This window comes from Mesorhizobium qingshengii, from assembly GCF_900103325.1.
Classification (GTDB): Bacteria; Pseudomonadota; Alphaproteobacteria; order Rhizobiales; family Rhizobiaceae; genus Mesorhizobium; species Mesorhizobium qingshengii.
The window spans coordinates 33,128-49,157 of sequence record NZ_FMXM01000015.1 but is presented as its reverse complement, the minus strand read 5'-3'; the positions used below and the strand labels follow the sequence as shown (position 1 = coordinate 49,157).

Below are 16,030 nucleotides of genomic sequence, written 5' to 3'. Positions count from 1 at the left end.
TAGGTCTTGTGCCGCCTCGGCGTTGTTGCCGATTGCCTGATGCGCACTGAGCTGCGCCTGGCAAGACTTCCTCAATTCTGCACCCGGAGCATCAATGACGCTCGACCTGGTTATTCAGCAACTGGTGAACGGCCTTATCGTAGGATCGTTCTATGCCCTGATCGCGCTTGGCTATAGCATGGTCTTTGGCGTCATCAAGCTTCTGAACTTCGCCCATGGCGACATCTACATGAATGGTGCCTTCGTTGGGCTGATCGTGTTTTCCTTCATGGGCCTATGGGTCGGTAACGGCTGGTTTGGGGTGGTCTGCGCCCTGCTGGTGTCGATGTTGGTTGTCGGCTTGCTCGGCGTCGTCATCGAACGCTTCGCCTATCGTCCGATGCGAAATGCGCCGCGCCTCTCCATTCTTATCACGGCGCTTGGTGCCTCGATGGTCTTGAACGGCACGGCACTCGCCCTGACGGGTGGGCGGCATTTTGCATTCAACACCGACCTTGGTTTCGCCGGTGTCGACATTTCCACCGTTCACATCACCTACACTCAGATGCTGCTTGTCGCGGCCTCGATCGCTCTCATGGCCGGCATGCAGGCCTTCGTCTCACGCACCATGTACGGCAAGGCGATGCGTGCCGTGTCGATCGACATGGGGGCGAGCCGCCTGATGGGCATCGATGTCGACCGGGTGATCGCATTGACCTTCTTCATGGGCTCGGCGCTCGCCGCCGGCGGCGGGGTCATGGCCGGTGCCTATTATGGCAGTGTGCATTTCTTCATGGGATTCATCATGGGGCTGAAGGCCTTCACCGCCGCGGTCATAGGCGGCATTGGCAGCGTGCCCGGCGCCATGCTCGGCGGCCTGCTGCTCGGCCTACTCGAGGCTTACGGATCGTCCTTGCCCTTCGTTGGATCGGAGTGGCGTGACGTCTTCGTGTTTGGGACCCTTATCCTGTTCCTTGTGTTCAAGCCGACCGGTCTTCTTGGACGCTCTGTTGTGGAGCGCGTGTAATGGTCGACGGAGCAACGATTTTGCAAGCGACCAAGCGACCGCGATTGATCCGCTGGTCAGTTGCGCTGGCGGCACTAGCTGGCGCGGTGGTGCTGCCGCAATTCGTCAACGCCTATGTGACGGAGGTGGCGACTACGGCACTTCTCTATGTCGTCCTATGCCTCGGCCTTAACATTGTCGTCGGCTATGCGGGGCTGCTCGATCTCGGCTACGCTGCCTTCTTCGCGGTAGGCGCCTACACATCAGGTATCCTGACCGCGGAATTCGGGTTCAATTTCTGGCTCACTATCCCGGTTGCCATGGCGGCTGCCTGCGTGGCGGGCATCATCATCGGTGCTCCGACCTTGAGGCTGCGCAGCGACTATCTGGCGATCGTGACGCTGGGCTTTGGCGAGATCGTGCGCATCATCGCGCGCAACCTCGACATTACCGGTGGCGCCAGCGGCCTCGTCGGCATCGAGCGGCCGGAGATCTTCGGCTTCAAGCTGATGCAGGTGCAGCACTTCTACTATGCCTTCCTGGTGCTCGCACTGCTAACCGCCTTCGTCTGCCTGAGCGTCGAGCGATCACGAATGGGACGAGCTTGGTTTTATGTTCGCTATGATGAGGACGCCGCCGCCGGTATCGGTATCAACCGTGTCTCCGCCAAGCTGCAGGCCTACATGATGGGGGCGGTGATCGCTTCCGTGGCTGGGTGCCTCTACGCCGCCAAAATGACGGCCATCTCACCGGAGAGCTTCACCTTCAACCAATCGCTTCTCATCCTTCTCGGTGTCGTCTTGGGTGGCATGGGTCGCATTCCTGGCGTCGTTCTGGGTGCCATTCTAGTGGCCTTGCTTCCAGAGGTGCTGCGCGGGGCGGGCACCTATCGTCCATTGGTGACGGCGGTTGCGCTGCTGGCAATCATGCTCTTCAGGCCGAATGGGCTCTGGCCGGACAAGCGAGTTTGACCATGGCTTTGCTCGAAGTACGCGATCTGCGCCTCAGTTTTGGGGGACTGAAGGTCCTTCACGACATCTCGTTCTCGGTTGAGAAGGGCGCCATCAACAGCCTCATTGGGCCGAACGGGGCTGGCAAAACGTCACTCTTCAATTGCCTGACCGGGTTTTACAAGCCGAAGGGCGGTTCGATCAGACTTGGCGGCCGGCCCATCATGGGCTTGGCACCGCATCGCATCACCGCGCTCGGCCTTGCCCGTACATTTCAGAACATCCGGCTGTTCAAGGAAATGTCCGTTCTGGAAAACGTCATGTCTGGGCAGCATTGCCGTAGCCGCCACGGCATTGTCTCGGCAATCCTGCATTTGCCGTCCCAGCTGCGCGAAGAGGAGAGGATACGTGCGGTCGGAACGCACTGGCTCGATTTCGTGGGCATCGCGGAGCATGCGCATCGTCTTGCCGGTGGTCTATCCTACGGCGACCAGCGACGACTTGAACTTGCAAGAGCCTTGGCGTCGACGCCCGAGCTCATCCTGCTAGACGAGCCGGCCGCTGGCCTGAACGAGCGTGAGAAGCTGGATCTGGTACATTTGATCCGTCGGATTCGCGAAGAGACCGGCATCACCGTCCTTTTGATCGAGCACGATATGGGCCTGGTTATGCAGGTGTCGGAGAAGATTGTGGTGTTTGACTACGGCCAGAAGATCGCCGAGGGGAGGCCAGAGGTCGTGCGCGTAGATCCCAGGGTCATCGAAGCCTATCTAGGTTCGGAGGATTGATGGACCCCAATATTATTCTTGCTGCCGACCGTATCGTCACGCGCTATGGCGGCATCGAAGCACTTCATGGCGTTAGCCTGTCGATCAAACGCGGTCAGGTCGTGGCACTGCTCGGCGCGAACGGCGCCGGCAAAAGTACGACTTTGCGCACGCTGTCGGGCCTCATTATGGCGTCCTCTGGCACTGTCTGCTTCCTGGGCGAGGACATAACCAGGGTTCCTGCCCATCGCTTGCCTCATCGCGGGCTCGTTCACGTCCCCGAGGGGCGGCGTATTTTCGGCGATATGACGATTAAAGAGAACCTCGACCTGGGCTCGTTCACCTTAGCCGACGACATCGAGCGGCGCCGGCGGCTGGATCATGTATTCGAACTTTTCCCGATCCTGGCGCGCAGGCAGAATGGCGATGCAAGGAACCTGTCCGGGGGAGAACAGCAAATGCTGGCTATCGGCAGAGCCCTTATGGCCAAGCCGAAGGTGCTGCTGCTTGATGAGCCGTCGATGGGACTTGCGCCGCAATTGATTAAGGAAGTCATGAACATCATACAGCGTCTCAATCGCGAAGGCGTGACCATCTTACTGGTAGAGCAGAACAGCAAGGTTGCTTTGAAGTTCGCTGACTACGCCTATGTTCTGAAAGCCGGCCGCATCGTCCTTGAGGGACCAGGCAGCGATCTTGCGAGCAATGAAGCGGTCATCAGCGCCTATCTGGGTGGCGTTGCCGCGTAGCTTTCAGCGACTGTTCCGCCATTCGTCGCATTCGCTTTGCTGCGCTCCCACTCCCTTCCATGCGATTGAACCTCTATCGCTCCGGGATCGGGACGCCAATGGCTTGGCGCTGTCATCATTTGGTCGGATCGAAAAGCCTCGGCGACTTCTGAAAAGGTCGAAGAGAGATTCGGGGTCGCTGAAACGGGGACTGTCGCTCTCTCGGCTTGCCGCTTTAGCGAGCTTGTCTTTTAGTTGTAGTCTAGTCGTAGTCGCCTTCTTGCCGCGCATGGAGTTCGCCGATGATATCGATGCTGGCGCACAAAATAGCCTGTCGGATTTGGTTGTATTCGCCAGGGCCAAGGTTGGCCTCGGACAAATTGCGGCGAGCCATCACGACTTGGGTGGCGGGATTGGCCTTATCAAAGTCGTCTTTGCGCAGAGCGTCGCGCTGTTCAGCCGGCGCTTGATCAAGATATTCCAACCGCGCTCGGTGTCGCCCAACTATCCCTGAAGAAAAAGTCAATGAATAACAATAGCTTAGCGATTTGTTGGCTGGGGCGCCAGGATTCGAACCTGGGAATGTCGGTACCAAAAACCGATGCCTTACCACTTGGCGACGCCCCAATTGCCGTCAGAGTCGCTTGTGCGGCGCGTTCTTAGCAGAGCAGCCAAAAAGCACAATGCTTATGAATGATGGTGAGAACGCCCGAATGGGCTAACTGCCGTCGCCGCCAAACGGCAAGCGAACGGGCTATTCGGACCAGACCGCCATCTCGTTTCCAGCCGGATCGACAAAGTGAAAGCGCCGGCCGCCGGGGAACGCGAAGATCGGCTTGACGATCATGCCGCCGGCACTTTCGACAGCGCTGAGCGTTTCCTCCAGATCCTTGCTATAGAGCACGGGCAGCGGCTTGGCGGGCGCTTCCGCGGCGTCGGCCTGGAAGCCTCCGTCCAGGCCCTCGGCAAAGGCCGAATAGGTCGGCCCATAGTCGGTGAAAGACCAGGCAAAGGCAGTGCTGTAGAAAGCCTTGAGCCGGTCCAGCGTTCCGCCGGTCGCCGGCAATTCCAGATAGTCGAGTTTTCCAGACAGTTTCATGGCGTACCTCTTCGTTCCCTTTATGTTCTAGTCCTGGGGTTCTGGAGTGGCAAGTCTTTTTGCCGCATCTTCGGACACAACTTTTTCTTAATCGATTGTAGCAGCCGGACGACGTCCCTGACGCCTTGCCTTTCGCACTGCAGCATCATATCGCTCCGAAGTCGGACACGGCGGAACTTTCCGTTTCGCCAATCTTTCCAATCTCCTGCAACCGGAGAGCAAAGCATGACCAAATGGGTTTTCACCTTTGGCGACGGTGCGGCGGAAGGCCGTGCCGGCGACAAGAATCTGCTGGGCGGCAAGGGCGCCAACCTGGCCGAGATGTGCAGTCTGGGCCTGCCGGTGCCGCCGGGCTTCACCATCACCACCGAGGTCTGCAACGCCTATTATGCCAATGGCCGCACTTACCCGGCAGGATTGGAAGAGGATGTCGCGGTGGCGCTCGATCACATCGGCCGGCTGACCGGCCGCCGGTTCGGCGACCCGTCGAAACTGCTTCTGGTCTCGGTGCGTTCGGGTGCCCGTGCCTCGATGCCGGGCATGATGGATACCGTGCTCAATCTCGGGCTGAACGACGAGACGGTCGAGGCGCTCGCCGCCGATTCCGGTGATGCGCGCTTTGCCTATGACAGCTACCGCCGCTTCATCCAGATGTATTCGGATGTCGTCATGGGCCTCGACCACGAGGTGTTCGAGGAAATCCTCGAAGACCAGAAGGGCGGGCTCGGCCATGAGCTCGATACCGATCTGACGGCCCTCGAATGGCAAGGCGTCATCGCGCTCTACAAGGCCAAGGTCGAGGAAGAACTTGGCAAGCCGTTTCCGCAGGATCCGAATGAACAGCTCTGGGGCGCCATAGGGGCCGTGTTTTCAAGCTGGATGAACAACCGAGCCATCACCTACCGGCGTCTGCACGACATCCCCGAAAGCTGGGGCACGGCGGTCAATGTCCAGGCAATGGTGTTTGGCAACATGGGCGAAACCTCGGCCACCGGCGTTGCCTTCACCCGCAACCCGTCGACCGGCGAAAAGCAGCTCTATGGCGAGTTTTTGGTGAACGCGCAGGGCGAGGACGTCGTCGCCGGCATCCGCACGCCGCAGAACATTACCGAGGCGGCGCGCATCGCCGCCGGCTCCGACAAGCCATCCTTGCAGAAGCTGATGCCGGACGCCTTCCAGTCCTTCGTCACCATCTCCGACAGTCTGGAAAAACACTACCGCGACATGCAGGATCTCGAATTCACCATCGAGCGCGGCAAGTTATGGATGCTGCAGACGAGGTCCGGCAAGCGGACCGCCAAGGCGGCGCTCAGGATCGCCGTCGATATGGCCCGCGACAAGCTGATTACGAAGGAGGAAGCTGTCGCCCGCATCGATCCGGCCTCTCTCGACCAATTGCTGCATCCCACCATCGATCCCAAGGCGGCGCGCGACGTTGTCGGCATCGGCCTGCCTGCCTCTCCAGGTGCCGCCACCGGCGAGATTGTCTTTTCCTCCGGCGACGCCGAGGAGCTCAAGACGCAAGGCCGCAAGGCGATCCTGGTGCGCATCGAAACCAGCCCCGAAGATATTCACGGCATGCATGCGGCGGAAGGCATCCTGACGACACGCGGCGGCATGACCAGCCACGCCGCCGTCGTTGCGCGCGGCATGGGCAAGCCTTGCGTGTCCGGCGCCGGTTCGCTGCGCGTCGACTACAAGGCCGGCACGCTGATGGCGATGGGATCGACATTTCGCAAGGGTGACATCATCACCATCGACGGCGGTAACGGCCAGGTGCTGAAGGGCGCCGTGCCGATGCTGCAGCCGGAACTTTCCGGCGATTTCGCCGCCATCATGGAGTGGGCGGATGCCGTGCGCCGTATGAAGGTGCGCACCAACGCCGAAACGCCCCTCGACGCGCGCATGGCGCGTTCCTTCGGCGCCGAAGGCATCGGGCTTTGCCGCACCGAGCACATGTTCTTCGACGGCGAGCGTATCGTCGCGATGCGCGAGATGATTCTGGCCGACACGGAAAAGGACCGGCGCACCGCGCTTGCCAAGCTTCTTCCCATGCAGCGCTCGGATTTCCTCGAACTCTTCGAAATCATGGCAGGCCTGCCGGTGACGATCCGTCTGCTCGATCCGCCGCTGCACGAATTCCTGCCCAAGACCGAGGAGGAAATTGCTGAAGTCGCTACCGCCATGAATGTGTCGCCGGACAAGCTCAGGCAGCGCACCGAGGCCCTGCATGAGTTCAACCCGATGCTCGGCCATCGCGGCTGCCGGTTAGCGGTGTCCTATCCTGAGATCGCCGAGATGCAGGCGCGCGCCATTTTCGAAGCCGCCGTCGAGGCCGGCCGAAAGGCCGGCGCGCTGGTCGTTCCCGAAATCATGGTGCCGCTGGTCGGTCTCGTGAAGGAGCTCGACTATGTGAAGGCGCGCATCGATGCCGTCGCCAAGAGCGTCATGGAGGAGACCGGCGTCAAGATCGACTATCTGACCGGAACGATGATCGAATTGCCGCGTGCCGCGATCCGCGCCCATGTCATCGCCGCCACGGCCGAGTTCTTCTCCTTCGGCACCAACGACCTCACCCAGACGACCTTCGGCATCTCGCGCGACGACGCGGCCTCGTTCCTGGAAACCTATCGGCAGAAGGGCATCATCGAGCAGGATCCGTTCGTCTCGCTCGACATCGACGGCGTCGGTGAACTGGTGCGCATGGCTGCCGAAAAGGGCAGGGCGACGCGGCCGGACATCAAGCTCGGCATCTGTGGCGAACATGGCGGCGACCCGGCTTCGATCCGCTTTTGCGAAGAGGTCGGCCTCGACTACGTGTCCTGCTCGCCCTATCGCGTGCCGATTGCCAGGCTGGCGGCAGCGCAGGCGGCGGTGCTGGTCGCCAAGGCAGGCCACGGATAGGACCCATCCAGATCGAGCTTACCGTTTTGTAAGATAATTCACGCGAACGTGCTGACGGCATCGCGCAATCTCGACATTGTTCCCAGCCAATTTGCGGACGTCCCGCCAATTGTTCCGGAAACAGATGTTGCAGACCTCACCCGCGCCGTTTCGCTCGATCCTGGTCATTCAAACGAAGTTCATGGGAGATCTCGTCCTTGCCTCGGCGCTTGCGGAAAAGCTGCGGCTTGAATTCCCCGGCGCCAGGCTCGTGTTTCTGTGCGAGGCCCGCTTCGAGAGCTTCGTGATCGCCCATGGCATCGCTTCCGAGGTGGTCACATTCAGCCGGGCCCGCATGCGTGGCACCACCCTGGAGCGGGCAAAAGAGCTTTACGCCATGGTGCGGGCGTTGCGCCGCTTCCACTTCGACCTGACGATCGACCTGACCGATTCAAAGACGTCGCGCATCATCAGCGGGTTTGTCAACGCCAACACCCGTGTCGGCTACGACCCTCCCGAAAGGCCCTTGCGTCTGCTGGAGCGGCAGCCCGCCAATGTCTTTGCCAAGCCATATGGTTTTGGCGGCCAGCATTTTCTGTATCGCTATCTTTCGCCGCTCCAGGCGCTTGGCATCGGCCTCCGCGTGGCGGTTCCGCGCATACAACCGCTGCCGGTCGAGACGGCAAGGGCATTGGCACTCCTGGGCAAGCATCATCTGCGGCCAAATGCCTTTGTGGCCGTGCATGCGGGTGCAAGCTTCGAGGGGCGGCGTTGGCAGCCGGAGCGGTTTGCCGCGGCGATCGTCGAGATCACGGGCGAAACCGGCCTAGACGTCGTCCTGGTGGGTGGCCCGGACGAGCAGGGGATTGCAGAACGCATCGTCGCTCGGACAGCGCCAGCGGTCGTCAATCTGGTTGGGCAGTTGTCGCTTGAAAGGCTGCTGGCGGTGCTGGCGCAGGCCAGGCTGTTTCTCGGCAACGAAAGCGGCCCGATGCACATGGCCGCGGCGGCGGGAACCCCGGTTGTCGGGCTGTTCGGTTCGACGAACCCGTCGCGCTGGGGGCCCGTGGGCGTATCCAGCATTGTGGTTCGGCCACCGATACCTTGCCACTGTGTCGACAGGAACCTGTGCAGCTGGCCAGATCCCGGCAAGGCGTTCTGTGTGTGGCGCCTCGAGGTCAAGCCTGTCGTCGACGCGGTGCTTGAACTCCTTTCGCGCACCGAAGTGAAGTTGGAGCGCGCCATCTGAGATCATGCGTGGCAGGCATCGGTCTCACCACGCGGACAGTCAAATTGTCGCGCCTTGCGCTTTTCTGCTATGCACCATCCCGATTTCCGCCTTCATGCGGGTGTTGGGACACCCACTTGAAAATACCGGTCAGGAATTGATGCACCCGCTGCAAAAACATCTCTGCATGCTCGCCATCTCGTTGGCGGTGATATCCAGCGGCAACGCCGCGCCGCTGGTCGAGCCCACGCTGCACATCCAGCCGGATGCAAGCGGGGCGGGTCGCGTTGCGCTGACGCTCGATGCCTGCGGCGGACAGACCGACAACCGCATTCTCTCGACGCTGGTGGAAAACAAGATTCCCGCCACCATTTTCGTTACCGGCATCTGGCTGAAGCGAAACGCCGCCGCCGTCGAGATCATGCGGGCGCATCCCGATCTGTTCGAACTGGAAAATCACGGCGGCCATCATGTCCCGGCGGTCGACACGCCGCAGAAGATTTACGGCATCCGCAGCGCCGGCAGCCCGGACGCGGTTCTGGCCGAGGTCGAGTCGGGTGCCACTGCCCTTGCCAGGACCGGCGAGCCGGCGCCGAAATGGTTTCGCGGGGCAACCGCCGAATACAGCCCGTCGGCGATCGCGATGATCCGCAAGCTTGGCTTCAAGATTGCAGGCTTCTCGATAAACGGCGACGGTGGGTCGCTGCTCGGCGCCAGGGAAACCACCAGGCGCATCGCGGCGGCCAAGGATGGTGACGTCATCATCGCCCACATCAACCAGCCGACCCATGCCGCCGGCGAAGGCGTGGTGCAGGGCCTGCTGGCGCTGAAGGAAAAAGGTCTGACCTTTGTGCGGCTCGACGATGCCGACGGCATCGGCAATCACGGCACCACGGACTAACGGCGGTCCAGCGCATCAGCGCTTTCGGTGCCTCGCGGATCCGAAAAGTGGCTGCCGTCCGCTCAGCCTGGTCTGGCTTCGATGCTGACCTTGGTGGCGTAGAATGCGCCGTGGGCGCGGATTTCAGTCATTTCGTCGAACGGCCGCTCATAAGCCCACATCGCATTCTGGCCGGTCTCGCCGGCAGGCAGGACGCTCCAATAGCTTGCATCGCCCTTGTAGGGACAATGGGTGGAATGTTCCGTGCCGCGGAGCTTGCCGAAATCGATGTCGGCGAACGGAATGTAGAAGACCGGGGGATAGGGGGCCTCGGTCAGCACCTTGGCCCTGGTGGAGGAGGCGATGACCGTGTCCCCGGCGCGCACGGTGACGGTGCCGACATAGGGCTCGATGGCAATGACCTTGTCTGGATTGCGTTGAAAGCCGGGTGCCGGATTGGCGATCTGATCCATGCGGGGGGTCTCCTTGCCTCGACTTTAAAGTGTGTCGTGCAAGTGCGTTGCGCAAGACCTGCTGTCGCCATGCTGCACGCAAGGCCACTTGCGCAGGGCTCGGGCCGACTGTTCGCGCCTTTGAGACGGGCCCTGTCCGCCGAGAGTCAGGCAGCTGCCTTGAACGCATCCATGAGCCCGGCATAGGCGGCTGCGATACCGGCCACCGGGTTATTGCTTCGCGACGCGGTCTCGACCTTCAAGGAGCCACCGCCGGTCGGCAAGGTGAGCAGCAGGAACTGGCGATTGCCGCCGTCGCCGACGGATGCGGCCGCTACGTGCTGGCCTTCACCTTCGTTCTGGACGCACATCTTGAACAGCAATGTGCCGCCGACCGCTTCGAGCGCGCCGCCGACAACTTCAACAAATTCGTCTTCGGAAACAGTCTTTGTATCCGGCACCAGATCGGCCAGGCTTTCGGCAAGCGTATTTTCGAGCGCTTTGTCGTCGAGCTGCGCGTCCATGCGAACCTCTTTCAGTCGCCAATCGCCCCTTGCCCATTAACGAACCTTAACGCCGACGATGGCCGGATTGTGGCGGTCTTCCCAGACCTGTCGATCAATACAGCGCTTCCCCGGGCCGGTGACTGGACAAACCGCCGGTTCGCTCCACAATGGAGCGAAAAGCAAGAACGCAAAAGCGTAGGGGAGGAACGAATGCTGGGACTGATGCAGGAATGGCCGCTGCTGTGCCACAAACTCATCGACAACGCCGAGCGGCAGCATGGCGTGCGCGAGATCGTCTCGCGCTCGATCGAGGGGCCGATCGTGCGCACTACCTATGCGGACATCCATCGCCGCGCCCTGAAGGTCGCCCAGCGGCTGGAACGCGACGGCTATCGCTTGGGCGACCGGATCGCCACGCTGGCCTGGAACACCGCACGCCACATCGAGGCCTGGTACGGCATCATGGGCATTGGCGCGATCTATCACACGCTCAATCCACGGCTGTTTCCCGAGCAGATCGTCTGGATCATGAACCATGCCGAGGACAAGGCAATCTTCGTTGACCTGACCTTCGTGCCGCTGCTTGAGAAGATCGCCGGCGCCGTCAAGTCGCTGAAACAGGTGGTCGTGCTGACCGACAAGGCGCACATGCCGCGGACCACATTGCCGAATGTGGTTGCCTATGAGGAGTGGCTGAATGAGGCGGATGGCGATTTCGCCTGGAAGGTCTTCGACGAAGGCACCGCCGCCGGCATGTGCTACACGTCGGGGACCACGGGCGATCCAAAGGGCGTCGTCTACAGTCACCGTTCGAACGTGCTGCACGCCATGATCGCCGCCATGCCTGACGCGATGGGGCTTTCGTCGCGCGATACGATCCTGCCGGTCGTGCCGATGTTCCATGCCAATGCCTGGGGCCTTGGCCAGAGCGCGCCGATGATCGGTGCCAAGCTGGTCATGCCTGGCTGCAAGATGGATGGCGCCTCGATCTATGAATTGCTCGACACCGAGAAAGTGACCTTCAGCGCCGCCGTGCCGACCGTATGGATGATGCTGCTGCAATACCTCGAAGAGACCGGCAAGAAGCTTCCCTATCTGAACAAGGTCGTTATCGGAGGCTCGGCCTGTCCACGCGCGATCATGACGAAGTTTCAGCAGAATTACGACGTCCAGGTCATCCATGCCTGGGGCATGACCGAGATGTCGCCACTCGGCACGCTGTGTACCTTGAAGCCGGAATATGCCGGTCTCCAGGGTGAGGCCAGGCTCGACATCCAGCAGAAACAGGGCTACCCGCCCTTCGGCGTCGAAATGAAGGTGACCGACGACGACAACAAGGCGCTGCCCTGGGATGGCAAGACGTTTGGCCGGCTGAAAGTGCGCGGCCCGGCCGTTGCCCGCGCCTACTATGGCGGCGCGGGCGCGGAGCAGTTCGACGAGGACGGCTGGTTCGACACCGGAGACGTCGCTCATATCGATGCCGGCGGCTATATGCAGATCACCGATCGTGCCAAGGACGTGATCAAGTCCGGCGGCGAGTGGATTTCGACCATCGACCTCGAGAATCTGGCCGTCGGCCACCCCGACGTCGCGGAGGCGGCGGCCATCGGCGTCCAGCATTCGAAATGGGGCGAGCGGCCATTGCTGGTCATCGTTGCCAAGCCGGGCAAGGAACCGACCAAGGCGGACATCCTCGATTTCATGGACGGCAAGGTGGCCAAGTGGTGGATGCCGGATGATGTCGCTTTCGTCGGCGAGATCCCGCATACCGCCACCGGCAAGATCCAGAAGATCACCTTGCGCCAGCAGTTCAAGGATTACCGCTTGCCGACGGATTGACTGGATGTTGCGTGTCTCGGCTTCAAGCCGCCGCCAAAAGGCACCACAGCGCCGCGCGCCCTTTCGGGCGAGCAAAGGGCGCTGTAGCATTTTTGACTGGCGCATGACCCCGAAAATCGATTCCGATTTTCGGGGTCATGCGCTAAGTCTCTGTTCGGGTTGGGGCAGCGCAGAAAACAATGGTTAGCATTCCTGAACGGCAGACGTCGAAGGCGGCCGGATGGTCGCGGCGCACCGCCGCCTTCTCGGTGGTGTTGCTGCTGACCGTCTTCATCGGCCATCGCTTCGACCTTGTCGAAACACCTGTTTTCTTGTGGGTACTGGGCATTGTCGCGCTGCTGGCGGCCCTGGCACTCCTGTTTGCCGGATTTGCCTTTTCGAGGCTGTGGAATTTCGGTGACCGCGGTGGACGCGACCTGACGGTCGGCGTCCTGCTGGCGCTGCTCGTGCTCACACCCTTTGGCGTTGCCGCCTACTGGGCGACAATCTATCCGCCGCTCAGGGATATCACGACGGATTTCGATGATCCGCCGGTGCTCGACGTCAGCGACCGGACCAAGGACATGAACGTGCTCGCCCCGTCCACGCCCGGCGAACAGCGGCTGCAGACCGAGAGCTATCCACTGGTCAGCGGGCGCAGCTATAATCTGCCATTCGACACTGTCGTGGATGCCGTCGAAACCGTGCTCGATCGGCGCGATTGGGATCTAACCGAACCCTATCCCGATGTCAGCGGGCAAAGCGAGGTGACGATTGCCGCTGTAGCCAAGGGCTTTGTCCTCGGTCTTCCCGCCGACGTGGCGATCCGCGTGACCGACGACGGTGATTCCATCATCGTCGACATGCGGTCGGCTTCCCGCTACGGCCGCTACGATCTCGGCGACAATGCCGCGCGCATCACCGATTTCCTCGCGGAACTGGACCAGGAAGTCGCCGGCCAGGTTGGCGCAGCTCCGGCCGAATAAGCATCGGTGCCTATGTGGCAGGCGTGAAGATGCCGTCGATGGCCGGTGCGGCGTCCGTCGCGACTTGACCGCGCGCCACCAGATCCTCCAGATGGGCAAGCACCGACAAGCCCGCCGCGCCGTGAAGTCGCGGGTCGGTATCCCGGTAGATCGCCTTGACCATGTCCACAATCGTCCGGTCTCCGGCTCTGACCCGCTCCAGGATGGCTCGCTCGCGCATCTTGCGATGTGTCTTCAATCCGCGCATGAAACTGCGTGGTGCCGTCACCGGTCCGCCGTGGCCGGGCAAAAGCAAGCGGTCGCCGCGCTCGATCAGTCGATCCAGCGAGGCCATGTAGTCAGCCATCGCCCCGTCCGGCGGCGCGACGATGGAGGTCGCCCACGCCATGACATGATCGGCCGAAAACAGGATGCCGGTTCCTTCCAGCGCGAATGCCGCGTGATTGGCGGTGTGGCCCGGGGTCAGAACAGTCCTGATCGACCAGCCGTCGCCGTCGACCAGCCCGCCCTCGGGAAGTGCGATATCGGGAGCGAAAGCGGTGTCGGCGCTGGCGTCGAGCGCATTGGTCTCGCCGATATGCAAGGGTCTTGCGGGACGGTGCGGACCCTCCGCCAGCACGACGGCGCCGGTGTGCTCTTTCAGCCGGGCCGCCAGAGGAGAGTGGTCGCGATGCGTGTGGCTGATGAAGATATGGCTGACCGGCCTGCCTGCGATCACATCGAGCAGGGTCCTCAGATGCGTCTCGTCATCCGGCCCCGGATCGATTACCGCCAGCGTGTCGCGGCCAACGATGTAGCTGTTGGTGCCGTGAAAGGTGAAGGGGCTTGGATTTCGAGCCGTGATGCGTTGGACGTCCGGCGCGACGCTCACCCCCTGGCCGTAGGCGGGATCGAAGCCGGTGTCGAATTTGAGAGCCATGGCGGATCGGTGCTTTGTTTCTGGGAACGGCAAAACCGATTGCCGCATAACACGCAAGCCAATATAGGAGAACGCGAGGCCGCGAACATAAGATGGCGGCAATCGGATGGGGAATATCATGGCAATTGCAACAACGATGCGTCCGCTTGTGTCTCTGGCTTTGCCCGAAAACGGCACGTCGCGGCTGGCGACGCAGCTTTTCCTCGCGATCGCCGGCACGCTGGTGCTGACCTTGTCCGCCAAGACCAAGGTGATGCTCGGGCCGGTCGACATTTCGATGCAGACGCTGGCTGTGCTCCTGATTGCCGCCGCCTTCGGCATGCGTCTGGGCGTCGCCACCCTGCTGCTCTATATGGCGGAAGGCGCGATGGGCTTCCCGGTCTTCCAGAGCACCCCGGAAAAGGGCATCGGCGTTGCTTACATGCTCGGCTCGACCGGCGGCTATCTTGCCGGCTTTGTGGTCATGGCGGCGATCGTAGGCTGGGCCGCCGATCGGGGCTGGGACCGCCATCCGATCAAGCTTTTCAACGCCATGCTGGTTGCCGAAGTCGTCATGATGGCGATGGGCTTTGCCTGGCTGGCGCTGCTGATCGGCCCCGAAAAGTCGTGGCAGTTCGGCGTCGTGCCGTTCATCGTCGGCGACCTGATCAAGGTTGCCCTTGCGGCCAGCCTGGTGCCGGCCGTGTGGTCGTTGCTGAAGCGCTCCTGAAGTCTGCAAGAAGCAGGGAGCCAAGTGTCATATGACATCAGGGGGCTGTTGCCCGGCAATGTCGCGGACGGATGCTTCCAATGAAAGTTCTGGTCACCGGCGCTGCTGGATTTATCGGCTATCATGTGGCCAGGCGTCTGCTGGAGCGCGGTGACGAGGTTGTCGGTATCGACAGCATCAACAGCTACTACGATCCGCAGCTCAAGCATGCGAGGCTGCGGCTCTTGGAGGAGGCTAGCCGCAAGACCAACGCCGGCTATCATTTCATCCACGGCAATCTCGCAGACAAAAGCGTGGTTGACGGCTGTTTTGGCGACCACGCATTCGACCGGGTGATCCATCTCGCCGCCCAGGCCGGGATTCGCTACAGCCTGGAAAACCCGCATGCCTATGTCGAAAGCAACATCGTCGCCTACACGAACATGCTCGAGGCCTGCCGTGCCAACGGGGTTGCACACCTGACCTATGCCAGCACTTCGAGCGTCTACGGCGCCAACACCGACATGCCGTTTTCTGAGCATCGGCCGGCCGACCACCCGCTGCAATTCTACGCCGCGACCAAGCGCGCCAACGAACTGATGGCGCACAGCTACAGCCACCTGTTCGGGCTGCCGACGACCGGGCTTCGCTTCTTCACCGTGTATGGCCCCTGGGGGCGCCCGGACATGGCGCTTTTCCTGTTTACCAGGAGCATTCTTGCCGGCGAGCCGATCAAGCTGTTCAACAACGGCAATCACACGCGGGATTTCACCTATATCGACGATATCGTCGAAGGCGTCGTCCGGGCCAGCGACGACCCGGCCGCCCGCAACTCCGCCTGGGACTCCAGCCATCCGGATCCGGCGACGAGCAGCGCCCCCTGGCGCATCTTCAACATCGGCAACAACAACCCGGTGAAGCTGACCGCCTATGTCGAGGCGCTGGAAAATGCACTTGGCCGCAAAGCCATCATCGAGCTGTTGCCGCTGCAGGCGGGCGATCTGCTCGATACGTTCGCCGACACCTCGGCGCTGGATCAGGCGGTCGGCTACCGCCCGGCCACGACGGTGCGCGAGGGGGTAGGGCGGTTCGTCGAGTGGTACCAGGCGTATTTTGGGCGGGGATAGCGAAGGGCACGTCC

The 16,030-nt window shown here is 61.6% G+C and carries 16 protein-coding genes and 1 tRNA gene; 11 read left to right on the top strand and 6 right to left on the bottom strand.

Annotated features, from left to right (window positions below):
• Positions 1–94: 94 nt before the first annotated feature.
• From BLS48_RS22370 to BLS48_RS22355, 4 genes are read left to right on the top strand one after another with little or no spacing between them, the layout of a single operon-like run.
• Entirely contained in the window at positions 95–1,006 is a 912-nt protein-coding gene (locus tag BLS48_RS22370) for a branched-chain amino acid ABC transporter permease (RefSeq protein WP_091582236.1), read from the top strand.
• The gene (locus BLS48_RS22365) at positions 1,006–1,956 is read left to right on the top strand and encodes a branched-chain amino acid ABC transporter permease (protein ID WP_091582233.1); all 951 of its coding nucleotides are present in this window, start codon (positions 1,006–1,008) and stop codon (positions 1,954–1,956) included. Before BLS48_RS22370 ends, BLS48_RS22365 begins: the two co-directional genes overlap by 1 nt.
• Before the next feature lie 2 nt (positions 1,957–1,958).
• A complete protein-coding gene (locus tag BLS48_RS22360) occupies positions 1,959–2,723 on the top strand; it encodes an ABC transporter ATP-binding protein (protein ID WP_091582231.1) in 765 nt (254 codons plus the stop codon).
• Positions 2,723–3,451: an ABC transporter ATP-binding protein gene (locus tag BLS48_RS22355; RefSeq protein ID WP_091582228.1), complete on the top strand. Its 729-nt coding sequence runs from the start codon at positions 2,723–2,725 to the stop codon at positions 3,449–3,451. The genes BLS48_RS22360 and BLS48_RS22355 overlap by 1 nt, the downstream gene beginning before the upstream one ends.
• 241 nt (positions 3,452–3,692) lie before the next feature.
• On the opposite strand, the gene BLS48_RS22350 is transcribed toward BLS48_RS22355, so the two are convergent.
• From BLS48_RS22350 to BLS48_RS22340, 3 genes are all read right to left on the bottom strand, one after another.
• Positions 3,693–3,914 carry a hypothetical protein gene (locus BLS48_RS22350; protein WP_091582225.1) on the bottom strand — a complete coding sequence of 74 codons (222 nt, stop codon included), beginning with the start codon at positions 3,912–3,914 and terminating at the stop codon, positions 3,693–3,695.
• A 68-nt stretch (positions 3,915–3,982) separates the two neighbouring features.
• Positions 3,983–4,057 (bottom strand) — tRNA-Gln (locus BLS48_RS22345).
• 127 nt (positions 4,058–4,184) lie between these two features.
• Positions 4,185–4,529 carry a VOC family protein gene (locus BLS48_RS22340; protein ID WP_091582223.1) on the bottom strand — a complete coding sequence of 115 codons (345 nt, stop codon included), beginning with the start codon at positions 4,527–4,529 and terminating at the stop codon, positions 4,185–4,187.
• 225 nt (positions 4,530–4,754) lie between these two features.
• Here BLS48_RS22340 and ppdK point away from each other — a divergent pair, with 225 nt between their 5' ends.
• The 3 genes from ppdK to BLS48_RS22325 all read left to right on the top strand — a co-directional run bounded on the left by ppdK (position 4,755) and on the right by BLS48_RS22325 (position 9,541).
• Entirely contained in the window at positions 4,755–7,433 is a 2,679-nt protein-coding gene (gene ppdK, locus BLS48_RS22335; RefSeq protein ID WP_091582220.1) for a pyruvate, phosphate dikinase, read from the top strand.
• A 124-nt stretch (positions 7,434–7,557) separates the two neighbouring features.
• The gene (locus tag BLS48_RS22330; RefSeq protein WP_091582216.1) at positions 7,558–8,661 is read left to right on the top strand and encodes a glycosyltransferase family 9 protein; all 1,104 of its coding nucleotides are present in this window, start codon (positions 7,558–7,560) and stop codon (positions 8,659–8,661) included.
• A 139-nt stretch (positions 8,662–8,800) separates the two neighbouring features.
• Complete coding sequence (locus tag BLS48_RS22325) at positions 8,801–9,541, top strand: polysaccharide deacetylase family protein (RefSeq protein WP_091582213.1); 741 nt, start codon at positions 8,801–8,803, stop codon at positions 9,539–9,541.
• Positions 9,542–9,603: 62 nt separating this feature from the next.
• On the opposite strand, the gene BLS48_RS22320 is transcribed toward BLS48_RS22325, so the two are convergent.
• A complete protein-coding gene (locus tag BLS48_RS22320; protein WP_091582210.1) occupies positions 9,604–9,993 on the bottom strand; it encodes a DUF427 domain-containing protein in 390 nt (129 codons plus the stop codon).
• A gap of 146 nt (positions 9,994–10,139) precedes the next feature.
• A complete protein-coding gene (locus tag BLS48_RS22315) occupies positions 10,140–10,496 on the bottom strand; it encodes a hypothetical protein (protein ID WP_091582207.1) in 357 nt (118 codons plus the stop codon).
• Positions 10,497–10,688: 192 nt separating this feature from the next.
• On the opposite strand from BLS48_RS22315, the gene BLS48_RS22310 reads away from it, so the two are divergent.
• Entirely contained in the window at positions 10,689–12,317 is a 1,629-nt protein-coding gene (locus tag BLS48_RS22310; protein ID WP_091582204.1) for a fatty-acid--CoA ligase, read from the top strand.
• Between the two features lie 179 nt (positions 12,318–12,496).
• Complete coding sequence (locus tag BLS48_RS22305) at positions 12,497–13,282, top strand: DUF1499 domain-containing protein (RefSeq protein ID WP_091582201.1); 786 nt, start codon at positions 12,497–12,499, stop codon at positions 13,280–13,282.
• A 10-nt stretch (positions 13,283–13,292) separates the two neighbouring features.
• Here the strand turns inward: BLS48_RS22305 and BLS48_RS22300 are convergent, their stop codons facing one another.
• Positions 13,293–14,201 (bottom strand): MBL fold metallo-hydrolase, encoded by a 909-nt coding sequence (locus BLS48_RS22300; RefSeq protein WP_091582199.1) that lies wholly within the window; start codon positions 14,199–14,201, stop codon positions 13,293–13,295.
• A gap of 118 nt (positions 14,202–14,319) precedes the next feature.
• On the opposite strand from BLS48_RS22300, the gene BLS48_RS22295 reads away from it, so the two are divergent.
• The gene (locus tag BLS48_RS22295; RefSeq protein WP_091582513.1) at positions 14,320–14,910 is read left to right on the top strand and encodes a biotin transporter BioY; all 591 of its coding nucleotides are present in this window, start codon (positions 14,320–14,322) and stop codon (positions 14,908–14,910) included.
• Between the two features lie 80 nt (positions 14,911–14,990).
• A complete protein-coding gene (locus BLS48_RS22290; protein ID WP_091582196.1) occupies positions 14,991–16,016 on the top strand; it encodes an NAD-dependent epimerase in 1,026 nt (341 codons plus the stop codon).
• Positions 16,017–16,030: the final 14 nt, after the last annotated feature.